Origin of the sequence: Stenotrophomonas oahuensis (assembly GCF_031834595.1) — a bacterium.
In the GTDB taxonomy this organism is placed as follows: domain Bacteria; phylum Pseudomonadota; class Gammaproteobacteria; order Xanthomonadales; family Xanthomonadaceae; genus Stenotrophomonas; species Stenotrophomonas oahuensis.
On sequence record NZ_CP115541.1, the window covers coordinates 3,994,085 to 4,018,819 of the forward strand.

Sequence of the window (24,735 nt, forward strand, 5' to 3'; positions counted from 1 at the left end):
GCCATGAAGTTCGACACGCCCGCTGGGACCAACCCGATCGACCAGCTCAAGGTGGTGGGGCAACCGCTCAGTCGCATTGATGGCCCGCTGAAAACCACCGGCCACGCGCCTTATGCGTACGAGCACCACCAGGCAACCGAGTCACCCGCGTATGGGTACGTCGTCACCGCTGGCATCGCCAAGGGGCGCGTCAGCGCCATGGAACTGGATGACGCGCGTCGCGCACCCGGTGTCATCGCCATCGTCACTGCCGAAAACGCAGGGCCGCTGCAACAATCCCAGCGCAATGCCGCACCGCTGCTGGGCGGTCCCGACATTTCCCACTATCACCAGGCGTTGGCGCTGGTGGTAGCAGAAACCTTCGAGCAGGCACGCGCTGCCGCAGGTTTGGTCCGGGTTCGCTACGCCACACAGAAGGGCAGCTACGACCTGGCCGCAGCGAAGCGCGCGGGGGGCAATCTGCAGAAGACAGATCCCGACGCCCGCGTCGGCAACTTCGAGAAGGCCTTCGGCGAAGCACCCGTCACCCTGGATGCGACGTACCACACCCCCGACCAGTCGCACGCCATGATGGAGCCGCACGCCACGCTCGCAGCGTGGGAAGGCAACAAATTGACCGTGTGGACGTCCAACCAGATGATCGACTGGGGCAAGACCGACCTGGCCAAGACGCTGGGGCTGCCCAAGGAGGACGTCCGCTTGATCTCCCCCTACATTGGCGGTGGGTTCGGCGGCAAGCTGTTCGTGCGTTCGGATGTGGTGCTGGCTGCGCTGGGTGCACGTGCCGCCAAGCGGCCGGTCAAGGTCGCGCTGTCGCGCCCGCAGATCGCCAACAACACCACCCACCGGCCCGCCACCTTGCAGCGTATCCGTCTGGGCGCTACCGCCGAAGGCACCCTCACCGCCATCGGGCACGAATCCTGGTCGGGCAATCTGCCCGGTGGGTCGCCCGAAGAAGCGGTGCAGCAGACCAAGCTGCTGTATGCCGGTGCCAACCGCCTCGCCGGTCTGCGCCTGACCCATCTTGATCTGCCCGAAGGCAATGCGATGCGCGCTCCCGGGGAAACGCCCGGCCTGATGGCGCTGGAGATCGCCATGGACGAAATGGCGGAGAAGCTCGGCTTGGACCCTATCGAGTTCCGCATCCGCAATGACACGCAGGTCGACCCGGCCAATGCCGAACGCCCGTTCTCGCAGCGACAACTCGTGCAGTGCCTGCGCACCGGTGCCGAGCGCTTCGGGTGGGACAAGCGCAATGCACGTCCCGGAATGCAGCGCGATGGGCGCTGGCTGGTCGGCATGGGGGTCGCAGCGGGTTTCCGCAACAATCTGGTGATGAAGTCCGGCGCGCGCATCCGCCTCGACGCCAAAGGCGGAGTGACGGTGGAGACCGACATGACCGACATCGGTACCGGCAGCTACACCATCATTGGACAGACCGCGGCCGAAATGCTGGGCGTCCCGCTTGAACAGGTAACGGTCAAGCTGGGTGATTCCAGTTTCCCGGCCTCGGCCGGATCCGGCGGCCAATGGGGCGCGAACAGTTCCACCGCCGGTGTATTCGCTGCATGTACCCGGATGCGGGAACTCATTGCCGGCAAACTCGGGCTTGACCCGGCTACGGCCACGTTCTCCGACGGTCAAGTCAGTGCCGGCGGCAGGAGCTTCGCGCTTGCGAAGGCCGCCGCCGACGGCGAGCTGGTCGCCGAGGACACCATTGAGTTCGACAAGCTGGAGGAGCGCTTCCAGCAGTCCACCTTCGCCGCCCATTTCGTCGAGGTCGGTGTGGATGTCGCCACCGGCGAAAGCCGCATCCGCCGCATGCTCGCCGTGTGCGCAGCCGGCCGCATTCTCAATCCCAAGACCGCGCGCAGCCAGGTCATCGGAGCCATGACCATGGGCGTGGGTGCTGCGCTTTCCGAAGAACTCGCCGTGGATACCCGGCTGGGCTTCTTCGTCAACCACGACCTGGCCGGTTACGAAGTGCCAGTTCACGCCGACATCCCGCATCAGGACGTCGTGTTTCTGGATGAAACCGATGCCGTTTCTTCGCCCATGAAAGCAAAGGGCGTGGGCGAGCTTGGGCTGTGCGGTGTCAGCGCGGCGGTGGCCAATGCGATCTACAACGCCACCGGCACCCGCGTCCGCGAGTACCCGATCACGCTGGACAAGCTGCTGGCCGGCCTGCCCGCACTGGGATGAGCGCACACGGGCACCCTGCTCCGCTGGATGTGGAGGAAGGCAATCCCGCCCGGGTCCTGCGTGCAGCCGTGGAGGCCCTGCACACCGGACAGCGGGCAGCCCTGGCCGCAGTACTGGAGACTGAAGGGTCCACCTACACCCGCGCCGGCACGCTGGCGCTGTTCACCGACCACGGGCATGTCGGCTGGCTCAGCGGCGGTTGCCTGGAGCCTGAGATCGAGCGCCGCGCGATGCAGGCGGTGGACCGCGAGGCACTGGAATGGCTGGAAATCGACACGCGTGACGATGACGCTCTGTTCTCCGGCAATGCGGTCGGATGCCGTGGCCGGCAGCGCGTCGTGCTGCTCCCGCTGCCCGCACTCACCCGACTGGAACCCCTTTTCAGCGCGTGGCTGCACGGGGATGGGACGCTGGATATGACGGTCCAGACCAATGGCGCGGTTACATGCCAGTTTGCCGACGTGCGGATGCGTGAGCAGGTGCATGGCAGCCCGCCAGACTGGCCCGGCATACTGGACGCGTGGACGCTTCGCTGGCGTCGCCCACCACGCGTTCTGATATATGGCGCAGGCCCGGAGGCGGTTCCATTGCGGCCGCTGCTAGAGGGTCTTGGCTGGTCGGTATCGATCAGCGAGCCACGCGCCGCCTGGCGCGCACGGGTACCGGATGCTTCCTTTACCGAAGAGGCGTTGACCCGGTTGCGGCCAGATGCCGCCCTGGTGATGCATCATAATTTCGAACGCGACCTCGAGGCCCTGCAGCTGTTGGCGGTGTCGACGGTCCCCTTCATAGGCCTGCTCGGGCCCGAGCGCCGGCGGGAAGACCTGTTCCAGGTGCTGCCTGAATCCCTGCGGATCCTCCTGCTGCCTCGCCTGCGCTCGCCCATCGGGATGCCGCTGGGCGGACGGGGGCCCGAGGCGATCGCGCTGAGCATCGCGGCACAGCTGCAGGCGTGGCGCCACGGCGTGCACGGTGAACTGCAATGAACGACTCACGACCCCACGCGCATGCGGCCGTGCTCCTGGCTGCCGGCGTCAGCGAACGTCTTGGCCAGCCCAAACAGTTGCTCCGTCGCGCCGGTGAAACGCTGCTGCATCGCATGGCACGGCTGGCCGCTTCCACCACACCGGCGACGCTGGTCATTGCACTGCCTGCGCACGCCCACGCCATGGCTGGGATTCTGCGCGATCTCCCAGGACTGAAGATCGTCCATCCCCAGCCAGGCAAGGGAATGGGTGCAAGCCTGCAGGCAGCGGCAGCATCCGTGAAGGCATTCCAAAGGGTCCTGGTGCTGGGCTGCGACCAGCCCGCACTTGAATCCCCGCATCTGCACGCGCTGCTGGACGGCGCGACGAATTCGGAGTCCGGGTGTGCCGCCACCGTACTTTCAGGAACAGTCGGCGTACCCGCTGTTCTGCCCGGCAGCTGGTTCGAAGAACTTGATCCTGGGTCCGGCAACGCGGGATTCCGCGAGCGCCTTCGTACCCTGCCCCGCCAGCACCTGGCCTTGATTCATGCGCCGGGCTTGGCTTTGGATATCGATACGCTGGAAGATCTGGTTACTGCGCGCAGCCTGGGATTGATTGATCCCCCTTGATTCCGGCTTACCCGGGGTCTGACGTCAGCCTGCGGCCGTCACGAAGGCGCAGTACTTCACCGCCGAACCGATTCACGTCTTCCGGGTCATGTGTGATCAGCACCACCGGAATGCCCAGCGTGTCCAGCAGGTGCTCCAGTCCCTCGCGGGTGGCCTGGCGGTTGGCGTGGTCAAGCGCCGCGAACGGTTCATCAAGCAGCAGCGCACGTGGCTGCGCCACCAACGCGCGGGCAACAGCAGTACGCTGTCGCTGGCCGCCAGAGATGTCACGCGGGTACTGGTCGCCCACTGCGCCAAGATTCAGCCGGTCCACCCAGTGTTCGACCGCCGCGGAGCGGCTACGTCGGCCTGGGTTGAACAGCCCCGCAGCGAGCGAAAAGGCGATGTTCTGACGAACCGTCAAGTGCGGAAACAACGCATAGTCCTGGAAGACATACCCCATTCGCCGGTTCTGCGGCGGAAGGTCGATGCCGCGCGTGCTGTCGAACAGCGTCTCCCCGTCGACACGTATCCAGCCCGAATCGGGCCGCAGCAATCCGGCAATTGCGCGCAGCGTCAGGCTCTTGCCGGCACCGGATTCGCCGAAAACCACAACGCGCCGGACCGCTGTCTGCAGTGAAACGTCGAGCTCGAAGTGGCGGCCAGGCGATTGCAGCTGCATGCGCACGCAGAAGTCGATGCAGGTCATCGGCGTGGACTCCCTTCGGACGGCCCGGATGCGAGTCGACTGGCCAGCAGCAACGCCCCCATGCAGATCACCGATGTGACGACGACAAGAAACAGAGCGCGGTCGTCCTGCCCGGCCTGCACCGCTTCATAAACCGCGATGGAGAGCGTCTGGGTCTTGCCGGGAATACTGCCGGCAACCATCAGGGTCGCGCCGAACTCCCCCATTGACCGGGCGAAAGCCAGCAGCAGGCCTGGAAGGATGCCGCGCCAGGCGAGTGGCAACGAGACGCGCAGGAACACGCCAGCCTCGCGCACTCCCAGTACCCGGGCGGCCTGCTCAAGCTCGGTATCCACTGCTTCAAATGCGGCGCGCGCCGGCTTGAACACCAACGGGAATGAAACGATGGCCGCCGCAAGCACCGCCCCCTGCCAGGTGAAGATCAACTGGACGCCCAGGGTAGTGTCCAGCCAATGGCCGATGGGCCCGTTACGTCCCACCAGCACCAGCAGGTAGTAGCCCAGTACCGTGGGGGGCATGACCATCGGAAGCGTCAACAGGGTGTCCAATGTCTCACGGCCTGGAAACCGCCAGCGAGCGAACGCCGCACCCGCGGCCACGCCCAGCACAAGATTGATCAGCGTCGCAGAGCCGGCGACCTTCAACGACAGCAGCACCGCTGTCCAATCCATCTCCATCTAGCGCGCGTCGGCGGCGCTGAAGCCGTAGCGGCGCAGGATCTCCTGCGCGTCCGCGGAACGCACGAAGGTAACAAAGGCGGCCGCCTGCGAGGCATTCGCGCTTCGTGCAACCGGTGCAATGGGATAGTTGACTGGCTGCGGCAACGGTACCGTGAATGCCGTGCGCACCCGCTGTTTGAACGTGCTGGCGTCACTGCCATACACGAAGCCTGCATCCACTTCGCCGCGCGCCACATAGTCCAGCGCTTGGCGCACGTTCTGGGTGGTGATCAATTTCGGTGACAGAGGTTGCCACAATCCTGCTGCCTCCAGTGCCGCTTTCGCGTAGCGGCCTGCCGGTACGGACTGCGGATTTCCTACGGCAATCCGCTCCACGTCGGTGCCTGCCAGCGCCTGCAGCCGCGACGGCGATGCGGAGGCATTGATCGGCACCACCACCACAAGTGTATTGCGGGCGAACACATGGCGCTGCGACGCATCGATCAATGAGGCACGGGCGGCCTCGTCCATGGTGAACTCATCTGCCGAGGCGAACACATCCACCGGCGCGCCATTACGAATCTGCTGCAGCAGGACGCCAGAGGCGGCTGTGTTCAGATGTACCTGCGTGCCCGGGTTTGCCTTTTCGTACGCCGCGCCGATTTCCCGGAACGCATCCAGCAGGCTTGCCGCCGCCGATACCGTCAATTCGGCGGCGTGCGCCGTGCCTGTTGTCAGTAACAGCAACCCCAAGCCCAGCCCGATGCCACGCATAGATTTCCCCACAGTGTCCGACCGGGTGATTGTGAACAGGCAGCCATGGAGGCGACGTGATGCCCTGCCGTTGTCAGCTTCGGCGCAGCAGGATCATCTTCTCCTGGGACATGTCGCGCATGGTGTACGGAATGCCGCCGGTGCCGTAGCCGGATTCGTGGCGGCCGGCGAAGGGCATCCAGTCGGTGCGGAATGCGGTGGGGTCGTTGACCATCACCGCAGAGGCATCCAGGCGGTTGGCCGCACGCATCGCGACGTCGATGTCCTGGGCAAAGATGCTGGCCTGGAAGGCCGTCGGCAGTGAATTGGCGCGTGCTATGGCGTCGTCGAGGTCGCTGTAGCGGTACACGGCCACGACCGGGCCGAATACTTCCTGCGTGGTGACGCGTGCGTCAGCCGCGGGATTGAGGAGCACCGTGGGCTGCAGCGTCGTTTCAGAAAGCCGCTTGCCGCCGGTGGCCAGTTGCGCCCCACCCTTCACCGCTTCGTCGATCCACTCGGCCACCCGGTCCGCTTCGCGGATCTGGATCAGCGGGCCGACTTCGGTGTCCTTCAGGGTGGGGTCGCCGGTGCGCAACTTCTCCACCCGCGCAATCAGCGCCTGGGTGAAGTCATCGGCAATCGCGTCGTGCACGAAGATGCGCTGGGTAGACACGCACACCTGCCCGGCGTGGTAGTAACCGCCCTTCACAATCGGCTCGATGATCTTGCCGAGGTCGGCGCTGCGGTCGACGATGGCCGGTGCCACCCCGCCGTGCTCCAGTGCCGAACGCGCCCCGTGTGCCAGTTTGGCATGCAGCGACCAGCCGACTTTGGCTGAGCCGATGAAGCTGAGGAACGCAACGCGCCTGTCGGTGGCCAGTGCTTCGGCCAGCTCGTTGCCATCTGGCAGGAAGGTCTGCGCCCACGCCTCCGGCAGGCCGGCCTCGTGGGCCATGGCGACGAACTCCAGGCACGACAGCGGCGTGGACGAGGCCGGCTTGATGATCACCGGGCAGCCCACGGCGATGGCCGGTGCCACCTGATGCACGATCAGGTTCAACGGATGGTTGAAGGCTGAGATCGCCGCCACGATGCCAATCGGCTCCTTGGTGGTGAAGGCCCAGCGATTGTCCGCCGCTGCCGACAGGCCCATCGGAATCTCGCGGCCGGCGAAGTTGCGCAGTTCATCGGCGGCGTTGTGCACGCCATCAATGGCGCGGTTGGTCTCAACAATGGCGTCCGGCAGCGGCTTGCCGCCTTCACGGGCGATCTGCATGGCCAGATGGTCGCGTTTGGCCTCCATCAGCCCGGCCAGTCGGCGCAGGATCGCAATGCGCTGGTGCGGCGGCAGCCAGCCGTCACGGTTCTTGAACGCCTTCTCGGCGGCACTGAGCTTACGCTCCAGTGCGGCAGCGTCATCAAAGGGGACTTCCGCGATCGGAGCGCGGTCGAAGGCCTGTACTACGCTAAGCATGGGGGATTCCTTGGGTTACGCACAGCCGACATCGGGCGTGCGGTTGCGCAGTTCGTTGACCAGAACGCGGGTGTTTTCGGAGTAGTCGATCGGCACGTCCAGCAAATGGACGCCACCACCAGCGAATGCCGCTTCGATGCTGGGCACCAGGTCTTCCACGGCGGTGACGCGGGTGCCCTTGGCTCCATAGGCTTCGGCATAGCGCACGAAATCCGGATTGCCGAAGCGCATGCCGAAGTCCTCGAAGCCATCTACGGCCTGCTTCCAGCGGATCATGCCGTAGGCGCTGTCGTTGAGAATCAGCACCACCAGGTTCAGGCCCAGCCTTACGGCGGTTTCCATCTCCTGCGAGTTCATCATGAAGCCGCCATCGCCGCACACGGCCAGCACCCGGCGCTGCGGATACAGGATGGACGCCATCATCGCCGACGGCAGTCCGGCCCCCATGGTGGCCAGGGCGTTGTCCAGCAGCAGCGTATTGGCCACGTGGGTGCGGTAATTGCGCGCGAACCAGATCTTGTACATGCCGTTGTCGAGGCAGACGATGCCGTCCTCGGGCATGGCCTCGCGCACGTCGTGCACCAGCCGCTGTGGGGTGACCGGGAAGCGGTCTTCCTCGGCGCGGTCGTTGAGGCGCGCCAGGATCTTCTGGCGCAGCTCCATCATGCCGCCGTCTTCGGTCAGCTTGCCCTCCAGGCGATCCGCCAGCGCACCGACGGTGCTGCCTATGTCACCGAGCACTTCGATATCCGGCTGGTAGACCTGCTCCACCGTGGCGGACTGGAAGCCCACATGGATCACCTTGGGCCCACCGCCACTCTTCATCAGGAAGGGCGGCTTTTCGACCGTATCGTGACCCACGGCGATGATCAGGTCGGCGCGTGCCACAGCCTCATGCACGTAGTCGCCTTCGGACAACGCCGCCGTGCCCATGTACAGGTTGGAGCCACCGGTGACCGCGCCCTTGCCCATCTGCGTGTTGAAGAACGGCAGCCGGGTCCGGCTCACGAACGCGGACAGGTCGTCGGCCAGCCAGGGTCGGCTGCCGGCGGCGCCGATCATCACCAGCGGTCGCTTGGCGGCCAGAATAGCGGCAGCGGCACGGTCCAGCGCTGCCGGTGCGGCAATGGGCCGCTCCAGTGGGTGCACGGGCACCACCGGCACGGCCTCGACTTCTTCGCCCGCGATGTCCTCCGGAAGCTCCAGGTGCACCGGGCCGGGGCGCTCTTCCATCGCCACGCGGAAGGCGTCGCGCACGGTGGCGGGAATCGCGGCTGCGTTGACGATCTGGCGCGTCATCTTGGTCAGTGGCTTCATCGAAGCCACGATGTCCACGATCTGGAAGCGCGCCTGCTTGGCGCTCATGACCGCCTTCTGGCCGGTGATCAGGATCAGCGGCCACGCGCCCAGGTGGGCGTAGGCCGCACCGGTCGAGAAGTTCAGCGCGCCAGGGCCCAGGGTGGCCAGGCACACACCAGGCCGCCCGGTCAGCCGGCCGTGGGTGGCGGCCATGAAGGCCGCGGCCTGTTCATGCCGGGTGAGGACCAGTTCGATGCGGGAGTTGCGGAGTGATTCCAGGAAATCGAGGTTTTCCTCGCCTGGAACGCCGAAGATGCGGTCGACGCCCTCGTTTTCCAGGGCGGCGACGAGAAGATCCGAGCCTTTGGGCATGGTTTCGATCCGTGTGAGGGATGGAAACGACTATACGCCCGGGGGTGTGGTCAGGGCGGCAACAGAGTGTTCCTGACGGGCGTGGCTCTACGGCTGGGCAGGGTCTGCCTGGGTCGAAGCAACGCAGGGCGCGAAGGTCATCTCGAAGGTCAGGTACAGACACTGGCCCGGCTCAAGCCGGTTCGGCATCAGCGTGAACCCATCGGGCGGCCCGGTCTGTGGCTCCACGCAGGTGGCATGCGCCGCCCCGTCATACACCACCCAGTGGTTGGAGTCAGATCGCAGCCGAAGCCGCTGCCCGTCCCGCTCAAGCACAACATCGCGACGTGAGATGAAGCAGTCATCCCACGAGCCCGGCGTGGGCACCACTGTCGGATACACCGCAATGCCCTCCTCGTCCCGCGGATACATGGCATCCGGAGCAAACTCCATGCGCTCCGGCTTGCGAAACCACGGATGCCAACCCAGCACGGCGGGCATGGCGTGCGCACCGGCCCGAACCTCCAACTGCAAGCGCACGCTGTCAGGCATGAGCTCGATCACCTGCGTGGCGATGCCACCAAAAGGCCAGTATTCGTCCTCCGGCAGCGCCAACGAAAGCGTGGCGACGTCTGCCTCAAGTGGGTCGATTCGCCACGGCCGTGAGAAGCCGACACCGTGGATCGCGTGCGCTTCAAAGTTGATCGGCAGCACGAAGGATCTTCCGCCAAAATCGAATCGCCCACGCCGGATCCGTCCCGCCCACGGCACCATCGGGTAGCAACCCCAGGCAATTGTCGCGGGCCAACCGTCCTCCGGACCCACCAGCCAGTCCACGCCTTGGTACCTCAACTGGGCGATGCGCCCACCAGCCTCCGGGGCCAACGCGACCTCCAGCGCGCCGCACCGCAACCAGTGCAAGGGGCCGGCCGGCATCGGGGCCTGCGCGTCGTCCACCGGCGACACCGGCTTACGCTCCATAAGGATCAATCGTCTGGATGGCACCATCTGCGTCCATCTGCAGCGGTGTGCACTTGACCGAACGCAGGTGCGTAACCCCGCCCGACAGCAGCGCGTCGTGATAGAACAGCCACCACTGCCCCTCGAACTGGCAGATGGAGTGGTGCGTGGTCCAGCCGACCACAGGCTTCAGAATCACGCCTTTGTAGGTGAACGGCCCGTACGGACTGTCGCCCACGGCGTAACACAGCAGATGCGTGTTGCCGGTGGAGTACGACAGGTAGTACCGGCCATGGAACTTGTGCAGCCACGGCCCTTCGAAGAACCGCCGCGCGTGGTCGTCGGCGCGCAGTGGTTGCCCGTGTTCGTCCAGAATGACCACTTCGCGCGTCGGCTCGGCCAGCTGGATCATACCGGCTTGCAACCGCCCTACCCGCGGGCCCAACGCAGGCGCGTCGCCCGTTGGCTCCTCGTGAGCTGGATCAAAACGGTTGTCACGGTACTTCTGCAGCTGGCCGCCCCAGATCCCGCCGAAGTAGAGGTAATGCTCCCCGTCTTCGTCCTCGAATACAGCCGGGTCAATGGAGTAAGTCCCCTCCATCGGCGTAGGCTCCGCCGTGAACGGACCCTCCGGGTGGTCGGCCACCGCCACGCCGATGCGGAAGATTCCCTGCGGATCCTTGGCGGGGAAATAGAGGTAGTAGCGTCCGTCACGATACGCCGCATCCGGTGCCCACATCTGCTTCTCGGCCCACGGCACGTCGCGCACGTGCAGGGCGACGCCACAGTCGACGGCCTCGCCCGCAGGCGAATCCATGCGCAGCACGTGATAGTCCTCCATGCCGAAGTGTCCGCCGTCATCGTCGAACGGTGCGCCGGCATCGATATCGTGCGAGGGGTAGATGTACAGCTTTCCATCAAACACGTGGGCCGAAGGGTCCGCAGTGTAGATATGGGTCACCAACGGCTGTGAGATGGCGTGCGCGGCAAGGTGCCCCAGATCGTCACCTTCACGGCGCTGCTGCAGCTCATGTTCAATGCGGTTTTCCATGCGCTTGTCGATCTCGTAGAGGAACAGCAGGGCCACCGCCACCAGGAACGGGATGGAGCAATAGATGCTGACGGTCAGGCGGATGCCGTCAATCACGCCTTGCGGCTGCTCCGCCGCGCCAGCCTGATAGCCGTAGTGCGCGAGAATGCCGGCCACCAGGGCACCGCCGACGCTCAGGCCGACCTTCAGCCCGCATAGCATCGCGGAGAAGATTATCGCGGTGGCACGGCGATGGTTCTTCCACTCGGAGTAGTCGGCCACGTCCGCAATCATCGCCCACAGCAGCGGAATGGTGATGCCGTAGCAGAACCCATGCAGCATGAATGACACGAAGGCCACGGCGACCGCCGTGGGCGGGAACAGATAGAACACCAGCAGGAACACGGTGGACGCCAGCAACGCACCACCGAACACGTCGCGCTTGCCGAACCGATCCGCCAGCCGTCGCGAGACGCCGATGCCGAGAATCATGCAGATGATGCCGCACGCGTTGAACAGGCTGAAAGCCGAGGTGGCCGGATCTTCCGGCCAAGTGAAACCCGCCAACCCTGCGCCGCTGACCGCCGCGTTCAAGCCGTGAATGAAGCCATTGAAGCCGGTGCTTTGCAGGAAGCCTGCCAGCGCAGCCTCACTCATGTAGTACTGGAAGTAGTAGATGTACGTGCCGCCCTTGAGGGCGAGGTTCATGAACACCAGGATCGTCAGCGCCAGCATCACCTGCCATGGGCGGTTGTGCAGCAGGTCCTTCAGATCCTGCAACACCCCGCTGGATTGTTCCTTCGCCGGTACGATGCGCTCGCGCGTGGTGGCGAAGGTGATCAGGAAGAACACCGTACCCACCACCGCAAACACCGTCATCACCCGCTCGAAGCCCAGCACGCGGTCGCCGTCGCCAAGAATCAGCACGAACGGCAGCAGCAGCACCTGGATGATGAACTGCGCAATCATCACCGCCACGAAGCGATAGGCTGACAGGCTGTTGCGCTGGGCCATGCTGCCGGTCAGCACGCCGCTCAGCGCGGAGTACGGCAGATTGTTGGCCGCGTACACCAGCATCAGCAGGCCGTAGGTGGCCAGCGCATAGGCCACCTTGCCACGCTCAGCGAAATCCGGCGTGCTGAACGCCAGCAGTGACAGCACGCCGAACGGGATTGCCGTCCAGAGAATCCACGGACGGAACTTGCCCCACCGCGAGTTGGTGCGGTCTGCGGCAATGCCGATCAACGGGGTGAACACAAACGCACCGAGCAGGCCGATCACGAAAATGATGGTGGCGGCCGTGGCCGGTGGCAGCCGGAACACATCGGTGTAGAAGAACGCCAGGTAGGTGACCAGGGTCTGGAAGATCAGATTGGCCGCCAGATCCCCCAGGCTGTAGCCGAGCTTCTCGCGGATCGAGAGCAAATGTTCAGTCACGCGCGGCCTCCACCTCGAACCGGGCCTGCACGCGGGCATCGGCGCTGGAACTGCCTACCCGGACCTCGTAGCTTCCGGAAGGCACCGTGTAACGGCCGCCGGCCTCGTCGTACTGCCGCAGGGCCTGTTGTGCGTCCAGGTCGAAGGCTACGGTGCGCTTCTCACCAGGGGCCAGGTGCACACGCTGGAAGCCGCGCAGGTTCTGCTGCGCATCGCCGGGTGCAGCTTGTTGCCGCCGCACGTACAACTGCACCACTTCGTCCCCGGCCTGCTTGCCGGCATTGGTAACGTCCACCTCCACCTTCAGACGTCCGTCAGCACTGATGCGCGGCACCTCGAGACGCAGCTTGTCGTAACCGAAGCGGGTGTAGGACAGGCCGTGTCCGAACGGATACAGCGGCGTTCCGCGGAAGTAGCGATAGGTACGCCCCTCCATCGTGTAATCGTCGAATGCCGGCATCTTCTGGTCTGCGGTATAGAACGTCACCGGCAGACGTCCACCGGGATTGACCTCGCCAAACAGGGCCTGGCCCACCGCGGTGCCGCCGCGTTGGCCCGGGTACCAGCTCATCAGGATGGCCGACAGCTTGGCTGGCTCCACCGCCAACGCGGAGCCACCGGTCAGCACCATCACCACCGGCTTGCCGGTGGACTGCAGTGCCTCCAGCAGAGTGCGCTGGGTGGCGGGCAGGCGCAGGTCGGTGCGATCACCGCCGGCGAAGCCGGGATAGTTGACCTTCATCTCCTCACCCTCGACATCGCCGGTGAGGCCACCGACGAACACCACGACGTCCGAACTGCGTGCAGCGTCCAACGCCTCCTCGAACGGCTGCTTGGCCCCGGGCATCCGCCAGCCCAGTCGTACGCCGGCGTCACGCTCGGCATCGAAGTACTCCAAGCGCAGCTCGTAGGCGCGCCCGGCCTGCAGCTCCAGCTCCACGCCGTCGCCGCGCATACGGTCGCTGGGGGTCCAGTGGTCCAGCACCTGCTTTCCATCCACGTACAGACGGAAGCCATCGTCTGCGGCCGCCTCGAGCCGATAGCGCCCGGACACCGGCGGTAGGAGCTGGCCGCTCCAGCGGATGCTGAAGTGATCGTTCGGAACCCCCTGCCCCGGCCCTGCCTCGCCCCGGGCCATCAGGTTGTCCGTGGGCGAGCCCCGGTCCCAGCGGAACCCAATCTGGGCGTCGGTGCGCACCAAAGATGGTGTGCCGGATAGATCGGCCGTACGGAAGTACTCGCCGCGCAGACCACGTTCCGGCGAATCGGCGGATGGTCGCAGATAGGCGGCCTCGATCAGGGGCGTGGCACTGGGATCGTCGCGTCCCTCCACCAGGTCCACGCCACGCGCGTAACGCACCTCAACGCCCTTTGCGGCATCGCGGATGCCCTGCAGAATCGTCACCGGTGCGGCCGGGGTGCCAAAGTAGTTGCCCAGCAGTGCCATGGTGTCGTCCGCGGTCGGGCCCACCACGGCAATGCGCTTGACCGTAGGCGCAAGCGGCAGCACACCATCGTTCTTCAGCAGGACCAGCGATTCCTGCGCCGCCTTCAATGCGAGCGCGTCGTGCGCCGGTGCCTGGTTCACCGACGGCGGAATACGCGCCCAGCGCACGCGCTCAGGCGGGTCGAACATACCCAGCCGCATGCGTGCAACGAACAGGCGCGTCACCGCATCATCGATCTCGGCTTCGCTGATCAGGCCCTGACGCACCGCCGCGGGCAGCGTGGTGTACTCCTGTCCACATTCCAGTTCGGTGCCGTTCTTCACCGCCAGCGCTGCCGCCGCCTCGCGGGAGGGCTCGATCTTGTGGTTCTTCCAGATATCCACGATGGCCCAGCAGTCGGACACCACATAGCCCTTGAATCCCCAGTCGCGGCGCAGCACGTCGCGCAGCAGGAACTGACTGGCACTGGCGGATTCGCCGTACACGCGGTTGTAGGCCCCCATCACCGCATCCACGTCGCCCTCCTTGATCAGCGCCTCGAACGCAGGGAAGTAGGTGTCATACAGATCACGTTTGCTGGGGCGGGCGTCGAAATGGTGGCGGTCGGCCTCGGGCCCGCTGTGCACTGCGAAATGCTTGGCGGTGGCGTCCAGCTTGCGATACACCGGGTCATCGCCCTGCAGGCCGTGCACGAAGGCCACGCCCATGCGCGCGGTCAGGTACGGGTCTTCGCCATAGGTTTCCTGGCCCCTGCCCCAGCGCGGGTCGCGGAAGATGTTGATGTTCGGTGACCAGAACGTCAGCCCCTGGTAGCGCCCGTGCTGGTTTTCGCGGATGAACTGATGATGCTTGGCGCGTGCTTCATCGCTGATGGTGGTGGCCACCTGCTGCATGAGCGGCACGTCGAAAGTGGCGGCCAGTCCGATGGCCTGCGGGAACACCGTCGCCTGCCCTGCCCGCGCCACGCCATGCAGACCCTCGTTCCACCAGTCGTACGCTGGAACACCCAGCCGCTCGATGGGCGGGGCGGCGTTCTGCATCTGAGCCGCTTTCTCCTCCAATGTCATCTGTGACACCAACGCCGCAGCGCGGGTTTCAAACGAGGCGGAGGTGTCCAGCCACGGCTGCGGTTGCGCCGCATGAACAGCGGTGGCCATCGCGATGGCGGCGCTCAGGGCCAGCGTGCGATACAGCGAACAAGGGTTCCGCATCATCATCTGCTCCTCGATGCGCGCTCGTCGCGCGCGAATGGTCCCAGCAGGGTGCCGACAAAGCCCCCTGCACGATCGGTACTCAAAACGGTGCCGTCGACGTCGCCTTTCAGCGTCCGCCAGCCGCGTCCATCGTCGCTATCGAACGAAAAGGCGTAGCGACCTTCGTCGCCTGTGATCTTCAGGCGTAGCGTCGCCGATGCTGCCAGTTCGCGGCTGGCCAGCGTCTTCGTGACGCCACCGCCGTCGCGTCCTTCAGCGAACACGGCCATGCGATTTCCTTCCAACTGACGAACGCCAAAGAAGTACCAGTAGTCCTCGCTCTGGTACGCCGCCAGTCCAGCCGCGACACCCTTCGAAGGCAGCGTCATTTCGGTACTGGCATCGAAGCGGAGATGCTGCTGGCGGCGGCCGAGGAACGAAGGATTGCGGCGCGTATCGAGATCCTCGCGTAGTGGATGCACGCCGAGGCTGCCGGTGCGGCTGCTCAGGTCGACCCACGTCCTGGTGGGAACCCGCACCTGCAACCACTCATCTGCCGGCTTCGCCCCGTTGAAGTCATCGCGCATCACGAAATTGCCGGTGCCAGGTGCCTGTGACAGCCCGTCCTGCAGCCAGGAAGGTCCCTTCACCACATATGGAATGGCCTGCCCAGGCGGCAGGATGATCGGCCAGCCGTCCTGCCACTGCACCGGCAGCAGGTAGGTTTCACGGCCGGTGTTGTAATGGCGTTGCTGGTAATTGCGGCTTGCCAGAAACACGGCCCACCAGGAACCATCGGGTCCTTCCACCAGATCGGCATGGCCGGCGTTGGTGATGGGCAGCGGTCTGTCTGCCGGGAGGTCGCGCTGGGTCAGGATGGGATTGCCCGCAAACGGCACATAGGGACCCCAGATGTTTCGACTGCGCAGCACCACCTGCGAATGCTGCGGACCGGTGCCGCCCTCTGCGGCCGACAGGTAATACCAGCCCTCGCGCTTGTAGAGATGCGGGCCTTCGATCCAGATCGGCTTGGTGGTCGGGTCCACGCCGCCGTCCACCAGCACCTTGCGCGGCCCAACCGGATTCAGCGTGGCCCGGTCGATCTGCTGCATCCAGATCGCCCGATGCCCCTCGTAACGCGGCGTCCCGTCTGGCGCGTCATTGTTCACCAGGAAGGCACGGCCGTCCTCATCGAAGTACAGCGACGGATCGATGCCGCCGACGCCGGGCAGCCAGTGCGGTTCCGACCACGGGCCGGCCGGGTCGCGCGCGGTGACGATGAAGTTGCCGCCACTATCGACGGCGGTGGTGACCACGTAGAACAGGCCGTCGTGATACGAAATGGCGGGCGCGAAGATGCCGCGGGACACGCCCAGGCCATCGAAATTCAGTACGCCCGGGCGATCGATGACGTTGCCGATCTGCTTCCAGTGCACCAGGTCGGTGCTTTCGAACACGGGGATGCCGGGGAAGTACGCAAAGCTGGAGTTGACCAGATAGAAGCGGCCGTTGGCGGCAACAACGCTGGGGTCGGCGTGAAAGCCGGCGAGCACCGGATTGCGGTAATGCCCGGCCGGCACCGGGCCGTCGAAGGCCACATCGTGGCCGGCGTACTCGAACCAGTCAAAATAGACCGGCTGTACCGGTTGCGGCACACGCGCGAGACCCATGGCGGCCAGGATCAGTACGAGCACCACGATGCGTAGTTTCATCATCGTGTTGCGCCCTCATCAATGACCAGCTCGAACGGACCGGCCGGGGCACCGCTGCGGTCGCGCAGCGTGCAGACCGGGCCGTCTGCCCAGCAGTAGCGCACGCGGGCCGCCGTCTGCGAGGCTGGGCCGTGTAGAACGACGTCGTGCCCGTCGATGTCCGCATCGACATAGGTACATGGCGAGCCATCAGCAGCGCAGAGCTCGAAGCCGATGGGCCGCTGCGCGCCGGTGGTCACCAGTGCGCCACTGACGCCGTCAAAGTGCACCCGCACTTCGGAAGACGAGCGTGTCGCACCACGTGCGCTCGGGCCGGAAGGAGGCACCCCTGCTTCGCCCTGCACGACGTAGCGGGCCAGCCGGGTCAAACGCCGGCCAAGCTCCTGCTTGTTCGGCGGGTGGATGTCGTAGGCGTCGCCGATGTCGATGGCGACCGCGAGCCCGCTGTGCGGGTCTTCCGCAGCCACACGACGTTGTGCTTCGCGCACCTCGGCCCAGCCGCTTTCCACCGGAGCCACCGGCGGCTGGCCGTAGCCGGCCAACTGCACGATCAGCAGCGGTGTGTGCGCGCCGAACTGCCTGCGCCAGTCGTCACGCAAGGTCCGCAGTCGCGCCGCGTATGCTCGGCCGTCAGCCGTGTTGGACTCGCCCTGGTACCACAGCATGCCGCGCAAGGCGGGACTTCCGAGCGGTGCGATCATGCCGTTGTACAGGGTCGACAGCCCGGTGGCGGCATGCCACGGCGCCAATGGCGGTGGGCCTTCCCCAGAGGCTGGACGATACTGCCAGCCTGCATCCAGAACTACGCGCGTGCCATCGTCAAAACGCACTGCGTGCGCCGACGCCGGGCCGGCCAGTCCACCGTCGGCCCAGGTGTCCAGCACGTTGATCACGATGTGATTGGTGCCTGCTTTCAGCAGGCCGGGGGGCAGCGGATACGAACGTGGCTCGCCCGGTGCGTACCGGCTGCCCACGCCCCCCCCGTTCACCCAGGTCATGTCGGTTTCATCAACCGGTCCGAGTTCAAGCGTGGCTCCCTGCGTTGACTGCGCGGTGGTCAGCGTCACCTGGGTGCGATACCACACCATGCCATTGTAGTCAGCCAGTGTGGGCACGCCCCAACGCTCCCATGCACCCAGCGAGGCCGGTGCCTCGCGCCAATCCCCACCTGCACCTGGCTGCCAGGGGGCATCTTCCGGTGCGGCACCGGGGCGTGAGGTCCACCACTGGGCCCAATGCCTGCCCCACTCCGCGTTGGCGGCTGCGCTGTCCTGGGTCGACAGCGCCAGCAGATCCAGTGCCGTATCCATGCTCCCCTGCGCACGCAGTGCCTCGGCACTTGTCCACGCTTCGATCCGCGAGCCACCCCAGGCGGCCTGGATCAAGCCCATCGTCACCTTCACCGTCTTCTGCAGCTCCCGCGCAAAGTAGAAGCAGGCAGCAGAGAAATCACGCACGGTGTCTGGCGTCACCGGCGTCCAGGCGACGGAATCGTGGAAGCCCTCCTGCGGCGCCGCAGCCGCGTGCTTCGGTGCCGTGAACAGACGGATGTTCGGATGGGTGGCAGCGGCGATCTCACCGTCTGCGTTGAGCGCACGCCACACCGGCAGTTCCATGTTCGACTGCCCGGAGCACAGCCATACATCGCCGATCTGCAGGTCCTGCAGGGTCTGGGTACGCTGGCCTGCCCGTACGGTCATCTGGTAGGGACCGCCTGCCGCGAGCGGGCGCAGGGTTGTGCGCCAATGGCCGTTGGCGTCCGGGTGCGCGGTTACGTTCTGGGTAGCGAATGTCACCGTTACTGGAGTACCGGGTGCGGCGCGGCCCCATACCGTGATCGGCTGGTCGCGTTGCAGGACGGCGTGGTCCTGGAACAGCGGATGCAGCAGCGGTGTCATGGATTCCTGTGCGATGGCGGGTGCTGCGCAGCAGGTCGCGATGGCGAAGAGGATTCGCGCGAAACAGGCGGCGTGGCGGGTCATCGTCCGTCTCCTGGTGCGGAGGGGAACTGGAGGGATTGGTAGTACAACAGCGGGTGTGGGGGTGCGGACTCGCCTGCTGGCAATGGCCTGCTGCTGATGGACTGGAAGTAGGAGACGCTGGCGTCGCGCCACCATTGGGCTTCGCGGCGTTGGATGTTGAGGTAGGCGGCGATCTGGGCGTGGCGTTCGGGGTCTATCGCCAAGGGCAGCCGGGCAAGACCCGGCTCTACGGGGTTGAGGGTGGCCCAGGTTTTCTGCATGGCCTGGACTTGGCGGACGCCTTGCGCATAGCGGGCAATCAGCTCATCCCATAGCGGGCGGCCGGAGGCCATGCGGTGGTCCCACGGGACGTGGTGGAACCACAGCAGCAGCGCTTCCGGAACCTGGTTGATGTCTCCATAGCGCGCCGCGACGGCCGGTGCGTACTGCGCCACGGCATTGCTGCCGCTCGCGGTGCGGTCGAAACCGATGCCGCTTCCATCTGCCCGGTGGTAATACACAGAGGTCCAGTCTGCGCGTGGGCCGCCGTCCACCCAGGGGCCGGGGCCGTAGTGGTGACCGCGTGCCATCAGATGGTGCAGGCCCAGCGGGGTCATGTAGTTCACCGCCGCTTCGCGCGAACCCATCATCATGTCGACGATCGGCTGCACCACGGCCGGATCCGGCGAGAACGTCATGGCGGCCCAGTCCGCAGCGATATCGCGGGCGGATTGATGCGGATTCCAGGCCAGCCGACCGAACGCGTACCAGTTCGCCTGGTCGAAATGCGAGCCAGTCCAGGTTCTGTCGTTGCCGATATTGGCCACGCCGGCCATGCCGGTCAGTGCATGCCCTTCCAGCGTGCCATCGATCACCTGTGCCACAGTGGAGCCCGGGCCACGCGCGTGGGTGTCCGACTGCAGCACTTCCTCGTACAACGGCCCCAGGTACACCAGGTGCGTGGCGAAGCCGAGGTACTCCTTGGTGATCTGGAACTCCATCATCAGCGGCGTGCGCGGCATCGCACCGAACAACGGATGGAACGGCTCACGCGGCTGGAAATCCAATGGTCCGTTCTTCGCCTGCACGATCACGTTGCGACGGAACGCCCCATCGAGGCCTTTGAACTCCGTGTACGCCTGCGTGGTGCGGTCCGCAGGCACGTCGTGCGCGTAGACAAAGGCCCGCCACATCACCACGCCACCATGAGGTGCCAGTGCGTCCGCCAACAGGTTGGCTCCCTCCGCATGTGAGCGGCCATAGTCCTGTGGACCCGGCTGCCCTTCAGAATTTGCCTTGACCAGGAAGCCGCCGAAATCCGGTATGTACGAATAGATCTCGTCCACCTTGCGCTGCCACCAGCGCTGCACGCCGGGATCCAGCGGGTCGGCGGTGGTGAGCCCGCCCAGTTCGATGGGGGCGCTGAACCGCGCACTCAGGTACACGCGGATCCCATAGGGCCGCAGCACATCGGCGAGCGCCGCCGCCTTGACCAGATAGTCTGGAGCCAGACTCCAGGCGCTGGCGTTGACGTTGTTCAGCACCGCCCCGTTGATGCCTATCGAGGCGTTGGCACGCGCATAATCGGTGTAACGCGGGTCGCGCCACTCCGGCAGGCTTTGCCAGTCCCATAGCGAGCGTCCGGCGTAACCGCGTTCGACATACCCATCGAGATTGTCCCAATGATCGAGCACCCGCAGCGCTACCCGGGGCGATTCGCGAACGTCCAGGCGATCCAGCGGCGCGCCGGTCTGTAGCATACGCAGCAGATGAAAAGCGCCGTACAGCACGCCGATGTCCTGCCGCGCAGCGACCAGAATCACGTCACGCCCGTCCCGCCGCATGCGCCTGATCAGGTAGCCCCCGTTGCCCAGCTCAGCCAGCTCGTCCTGCAGCGGGGCAATCAACGACGACGTCTGTGGTGTGCCCAGAATCAGCCCGCTGTCACCGGCGATGGTAGTTCGCAATGTGGGGGCATGCCCCAGCAGGCCGGTGAGACCACGCACCAGTTCCTCGCGTGCGGCGCGTTGGGTAGGCGTGCCGTCGGGCGCAACAATTTCCTGCAGCTGTTCGCTACGTTCTGCAGCCAGTGCGGATGGCAGTGGAACGTAGCGCATCCACAGCGCATAGCCGTCTTCCGCGCGTGCGCTGCCGGTGAACACCAGCAGTGCAGCAAGCACCACTGCACTCCAATGACACCGCGCGACAAGGCGAGCGGCCGGCAGCGTGGCAGATAAACGCGGTAAGCTGGGGCCGTGCGCAGGGTGCGCCATCATCCGCCCTCGTTGCAGCGCGGCAGCGTCACGAAGATCGAAGGGAACGCGTATTGGACAAGCCGAAGAAATCGGTCCGCCGCAAAACCAGCGGCGTGACGATCGACGAGGTGGCAGCACGGGCCGGCGTGTCGCCGATGACGGTGTCGCGGGTGATCAACCAGGGCAAGGTGCGCGACACCACACGCGAACGCGTGATGGACGCGGTACGGGAGCTGGGTTACACGCCCAATCTGGCCGCCAGCACCCTGGCCGCTGCACAGCACACCCGGGTCGCGCTGATCTACACCAATCCCAGTGGTGCCTACCTGCGCGAGCTGCTGGTCGGCCTGCTGCGTGTCGCTTCGAATGCGGCCATCCAGCTGGTGATCGACTACTGGGACACGCTGGAACCGGCAGCCGAGCGCAAGGCCGCCCGCGCGTTGTCCGGCCGCGTGGACGGCGTGATTCTGCCGCCGCCGCTGTGCGAATCGCCGGCAGCGGTGAGTGAGCTGGTAAAGGCCGGCATTCCGGTGATCGCGATTGCCTCGGGCCGGCTGGGCGACGGCATCTCCTGCGTCCGCATCGACGATTTCCACGCCGGCAAGGAGATTGCCGAACACCTTATCCAGCACGGCCACACCCGCATCGGATTCATCTGCGGGCGCCACGACCTCAGCGCCAGTGCACGGCGCTACGAGGGGTTTGTCACCGCGTTGGATGAGGCCGGACTGGAAGTTGAATCCGGGCTGGTCCAGCACGGTGACTACACCTACCGTTCCGGACTGGACGCGGCGGAGAAACTGCTGTCCCACCCGCGCCCGCCCACCGCGGTGTTTGCCAGCAACGACGATATGGGAGCGGCCGTCATCTCGGTCGCGCACCGGCGCGGTCTCGATGTGCCGCGCGACCTGTCGGTGGTGGGCTTCGATGACAGCTCGGCCGCCACCACAGTGTGGCCGGAGCTGACCACGGTGCAGCAGCCAATCGGTGCCATGGCCGATGCCGCGCTTGAACTCCTGCTGCGCAGCATTCGGCGCAAGGGCGAAGCGCCCCTCGAATTGACCGACCACCTGGTCCCGCACCGTCTGGTGGTGCGGGACTCGGTGGCGAGGCCGCCGAAGCGTCGATAGCGCCGCGGGCATGGTCACTTGCCCGGGCATGCAACCGTGACTTCGGCTTCGTTCAACGCCCCCAGCGCCACGCGCGAGACGGACACCGTCATCGCCCCGGCGGTGCCCAGCGACCAAGGCCGGTCCAGCTTGCTGACATCCGCACCGGCGGTGGTCAGGCATTTCAACGGAATGCCCACCTGCTTCCATTCACCCACCGGTAGTGCCGCCAGCGTCGGACCCACGTCAACACGGGCCGAACACCCGGTGCCGCAGCCGACCGCCAGCCACGCATTGCCCTTGGGCGCAGCGTCAACACGCAGCGTGGTCAGCAGCATCAGGTCACCGTTGCTTTCGCGCTGAACGTCCAGCGGCGTATGCGATTGCAAGGCAACGGTGGCCTCGCCCTTGCCCGACCAGGCCAGACGGCGCCCGTCTTCCTGCGCAAGGTGATCAACCCCCGTGACCTTCAACAGATCGCCGTCGAGGGATTCCGGCACTTTGGTGACGGTCACGCCCTGCCCCGTCGGGTTTTCCAGTCGCAGGGCAATGCCGGAACCGGCGTCGCCGCGCGCGAAGTACACGCCCACCGCACCTTCATTACCGGTTACGCCCGACTCTTCCGGCAGTGCCGCCAGATCGCCCTTGTCGGCGTAGGTGAGGCCGTAGCCGAAGGCAAACTGCGGGTTGTAGTCCTTCTGTCCGACATTGTTGGCGTACTGCGTCGCAGTGCGCGGCCAGCTGAAGCTCAACTTTCCCTTGAAGTCGTGCTGCACGCTGCCATCCGGCTTGCGCAGCAGGACGTCGGCAATGCCTGCACCTTCCGAACCGGGCAGCCAGGCTGCGATGAACGCATCGGACGCGTTGATCTCACGATTCACCCACAGCGGGCGGCCACTCAGGAACACCGCCACCACCGGAATGCCGTCCGCCTTCAAACGCTTGAGCAGTTCCAGGTCTGCATCATCGCCCGGCTTGTAGGCCAGTGTGGGCAGATCGCCCTGAAACTCGGCATACGGGTTCTCGCCGAACACGACCACCGCCACATCCGGCTTGGTGGTGTATTTGCCGTCCACCGCCAGCACCGCCTCACCGCCCGCCGCCTTGACCTGCTTCGCGATACCTTCGTAAATGGTGTTTGCGTTCGGGAAGTCCTTGCGGGTGGTGCCGGTACCCTGCCAGTTCAGCGTCCAACCGCCTGCCTGCTTACCTACATCATTGGCACCGTCACCGGCCACCAGGATGCGCTGCTTCGGCGACAGCGGCAGTACGGCACCCTGGTTCTTCAGCAGCACCAGCGACTCGCGCACCGCCTGCCGGGCCACCTCGCGATGCTCCGGTGCACCGATCAGGGCAAACTGCCCGCCCACGGCGCGCGTGGAGGGCTTGCCGGCTTCGAACAGGCCCAGGCGCATCTTCACCCGCAGAATGCGCCGCACCGCTTCGTCCAACCGCTCCTGGCTGATGGCGCCGTCCTTGACTGCCGCCAGCGTGGTTTCGTAGAAGCCTTTCCAGCTGTCCGAAGCCATCGCCATGTCCAGGCCGGCGTTGATCGTGGCCGGGCAGTCGGTGGTGGTGCAGCCCTTCACCTGGCCATGGCCGTTCCAGTCGCCGACCACGAAGCCGCCGAAGTTCATGCGACCTTTCAGCGCGTCGGTCAGGTACGGCTTGTGACCGTGCATCTTCTCGCCGTTGACGCTGTTGAACGAGGCCATCGCGGTCTGCGCACCGGCTTCAATCGCTGGCGGATAGCCGGCGTTATGGATGCGCACCAGTTCGGCCTCGCTGATCTTCGTATCACCCTGGTCCTTGCCGTCGGTGGTGCCGCCGTCACCAAGGAAATGCTTTACCGAGGCGATCACATGCCGGCCATCCAGGAACTCTGGCGAACCGACCTTGCCCTGCAGGCCTTCGACCATCCGGCCGGAGTAGCTGGCCACGACGTCCGGGGATTCGGAATAGCCCTCGTAGGTGCGACCCCAGCGGTCGTCCTGCGGTACCGCCACGGTGGGAGCGAACGTCCACTCCATGCCGGTGGCACGGGTTTCCAGCGCGGTGATCTCGCCGATGCGATGCAGCAGGTCCGGATTACGGGCGGCACCCAGGCCGATGTTGTGCGGGAACAACGTGGCCCCGACGATGTTGCTCTGCCCGTGCACGGCATCGATACCGAACAGCACCGGAATCGCCTTGCCGCCCTGTGAGGTATCCATCGACGCTTCATAGAAGGCATCGGCCAGCGCCAGCCACTCGGCCGGCGAGGCGTCATATCGGCCGCCCGGGTCGGAGTTGCCGCCGGCCAGGATCGAGCCGAGCCGGTACTTGCGCAGATCGTCCGGGGTGATGCTGGCAATATCGCCCTGCACCAGCTGACCCACCTTCTCCTCGACGGTCATGGTCGCCATCAGGTTGGTGATGCGCCTTTCCATCGCGGCATCTTCGGCCAACGGCCAGGTCACCTGTGGCCAGGGGTTCGCATCGGCCTGCGCCGGTGCGGGCGAGGCCGCCTTGTCATCGCCCTTGCAGGCCGCCAGGGCCAGCAGCAGGGCAACCATCAGTACGCCGCTACGGCGCGTCGAGTAGTGGTGGGTCATGGTGGTCGTC

General features: G+C 65.6%; 16 protein-coding genes and 1 pseudogene. 4 read left to right on the forward strand and 13 right to left on the reverse strand.

All coding sequences use genetic code 11. The features are described from left to right. Positions 1-3: 3 nt before the first annotated feature. The 3 genes from paoC to PDM29_RS17820 are packed head-to-tail and all read left to right on the forward strand — an operon-like array spanning position 4 to position 3,799. Entirely contained in the window at positions 4-2,202 is a 2,199-nt protein-coding gene (gene paoC / locus PDM29_RS17810; protein ID WP_311191379.1) for an aldehyde oxidoreductase molybdenum-binding subunit PaoC, read from the forward strand. Then, positions 2,199-3,188 carry an XdhC family protein gene (locus PDM29_RS17815; RefSeq protein WP_311191380.1) on the forward strand — a complete coding sequence of 330 codons (990 nt, stop codon included), beginning with the start codon at positions 2,199-2,201 and terminating at the stop codon, positions 3,186-3,188. Before paoC ends, PDM29_RS17815 begins: the two co-directional genes overlap by 4 nt. Next, positions 3,185-3,799 (forward strand): nucleotidyltransferase family protein, encoded by a 615-nt coding sequence (locus PDM29_RS17820; RefSeq protein WP_311191381.1) that lies wholly within the window; start codon positions 3,185-3,187, stop codon positions 3,797-3,799. The genes PDM29_RS17815 and PDM29_RS17820 overlap by 4 nt, the downstream gene beginning before the upstream one ends. 7 nt (positions 3,800-3,806) lie before the next feature. Here the strand turns inward: PDM29_RS17820 and PDM29_RS17825 are convergent, their stop codons facing one another. From PDM29_RS17825 to PDM29_RS17880, 12 genes and pseudogenes are all read right to left on the reverse strand, one after another. After that, positions 3,807-4,487, reverse strand: a complete 681-nt coding sequence (locus PDM29_RS17825; RefSeq protein ID WP_311191382.1) for an ATP-binding cassette domain-containing protein — start codon at positions 4,485-4,487, stop codon at positions 3,807-3,809. Next, positions 4,484-5,164, reverse strand: a complete 681-nt coding sequence (gene modB / locus PDM29_RS17830) for a molybdate ABC transporter permease subunit (protein WP_311191383.1) — start codon at positions 5,162-5,164, stop codon at positions 4,484-4,486. The genes PDM29_RS17825 and modB overlap by 4 nt, the downstream gene beginning before the upstream one ends. Then, positions 5,165-5,920: a molybdate ABC transporter substrate-binding protein gene (gene modA / locus PDM29_RS17835; RefSeq protein ID WP_311191384.1), complete on the reverse strand. Its 756-nt coding sequence runs from the start codon at positions 5,918-5,920 to the stop codon at positions 5,165-5,167. It abuts the gene before it with no gap. A 73-nt stretch (positions 5,921-5,993) separates the two neighbouring features. Further along, positions 5,994-7,376: an aldehyde dehydrogenase family protein gene (locus PDM29_RS17840; RefSeq protein ID WP_311191385.1), complete on the reverse strand. Its 1,383-nt coding sequence runs from the start codon at positions 7,374-7,376 to the stop codon at positions 5,994-5,996. Positions 7,377-7,391: 15 nt separating this feature from the next. Beyond that, on the reverse strand, positions 7,392-9,047 hold the full coding sequence (locus tag PDM29_RS17845) for an acetolactate synthase large subunit (protein ID WP_311191386.1): 1,656 nt from the start codon (positions 9,045-9,047) through the stop codon (positions 7,392-7,394). Between the two features lie 87 nt (positions 9,048-9,134). Beyond that, the gene (locus PDM29_RS17850; RefSeq protein ID WP_311191387.1) at positions 9,135-10,007 is read right to left on the reverse strand and encodes an aldose epimerase family protein; all 873 of its coding nucleotides are present in this window, start codon (positions 10,005-10,007) and stop codon (positions 9,135-9,137) included. Then, positions 9,997-11,013, reverse strand: coding sequence for a glycoside hydrolase family 43 protein (locus tag PDM29_RS17855; RefSeq protein WP_425508762.1), 1,017 nt, complete (start codon positions 11,011-11,013; stop codon positions 9,997-9,999). The genes PDM29_RS17850 and PDM29_RS17855 overlap by 11 nt, the downstream gene beginning before the upstream one ends. After that, positions 10,987-12,492 (reverse strand): annotated as a pseudogene (locus PDM29_RS17860) (MFS transporter); the annotation flags it as partial. The pseudogene PDM29_RS17860 and the gene PDM29_RS17855, both read right to left, overlap by 27 nt. Then, positions 12,446-15,058, reverse strand: a complete 2,613-nt coding sequence (locus tag PDM29_RS17865; RefSeq protein ID WP_311193826.1) for a glycoside hydrolase family 3 protein — start codon at positions 15,056-15,058, stop codon at positions 12,446-12,448. The gene PDM29_RS17865 and the pseudogene PDM29_RS17860, both read right to left, overlap by 47 nt. A gap of 56 nt (positions 15,059-15,114) precedes the next feature. Beyond that, the gene (locus tag PDM29_RS17870; protein WP_311193827.1) at positions 15,115-16,764 is read right to left on the reverse strand and encodes a glycoside hydrolase family 43 protein; all 1,650 of its coding nucleotides are present in this window, start codon (positions 16,762-16,764) and stop codon (positions 15,115-15,117) included. 41 nt (positions 16,765-16,805) lie between these two features. Beyond that, entirely contained in the window at positions 16,806-18,788 is a 1,983-nt protein-coding gene (locus PDM29_RS17875) for a sialate O-acetylesterase (protein WP_311191388.1), read from the reverse strand. Then, complete coding sequence (locus PDM29_RS17880) at positions 18,785-21,040, reverse strand: alpha-glucuronidase family glycosyl hydrolase (RefSeq protein WP_425508763.1); 2,256 nt, start codon at positions 21,038-21,040, stop codon at positions 18,785-18,787. The genes PDM29_RS17875 and PDM29_RS17880 overlap by 4 nt, the downstream gene beginning before the upstream one ends. A 53-nt stretch (positions 21,041-21,093) precedes the next feature. Here PDM29_RS17880 and PDM29_RS17885 point away from each other — a divergent pair, with 53 nt between their 5' ends. Further along, positions 21,094-22,152, forward strand: a complete 1,059-nt coding sequence (locus PDM29_RS17885; protein WP_311191389.1) for a LacI family DNA-binding transcriptional regulator — start codon at positions 21,094-21,096, stop codon at positions 22,150-22,152. Positions 22,153-22,166: 14 nt separating this feature from the next. On the opposite strand, the gene PDM29_RS17890 is transcribed toward PDM29_RS17885, so the two are convergent. Beyond that, positions 22,167-24,725 (reverse strand): glycoside hydrolase family 3 protein, encoded by a 2,559-nt coding sequence (locus tag PDM29_RS17890; protein ID WP_311191390.1) that lies wholly within the window; start codon positions 24,723-24,725, stop codon positions 22,167-22,169. Positions 24,726-24,735: the final 10 nt, after the last annotated feature.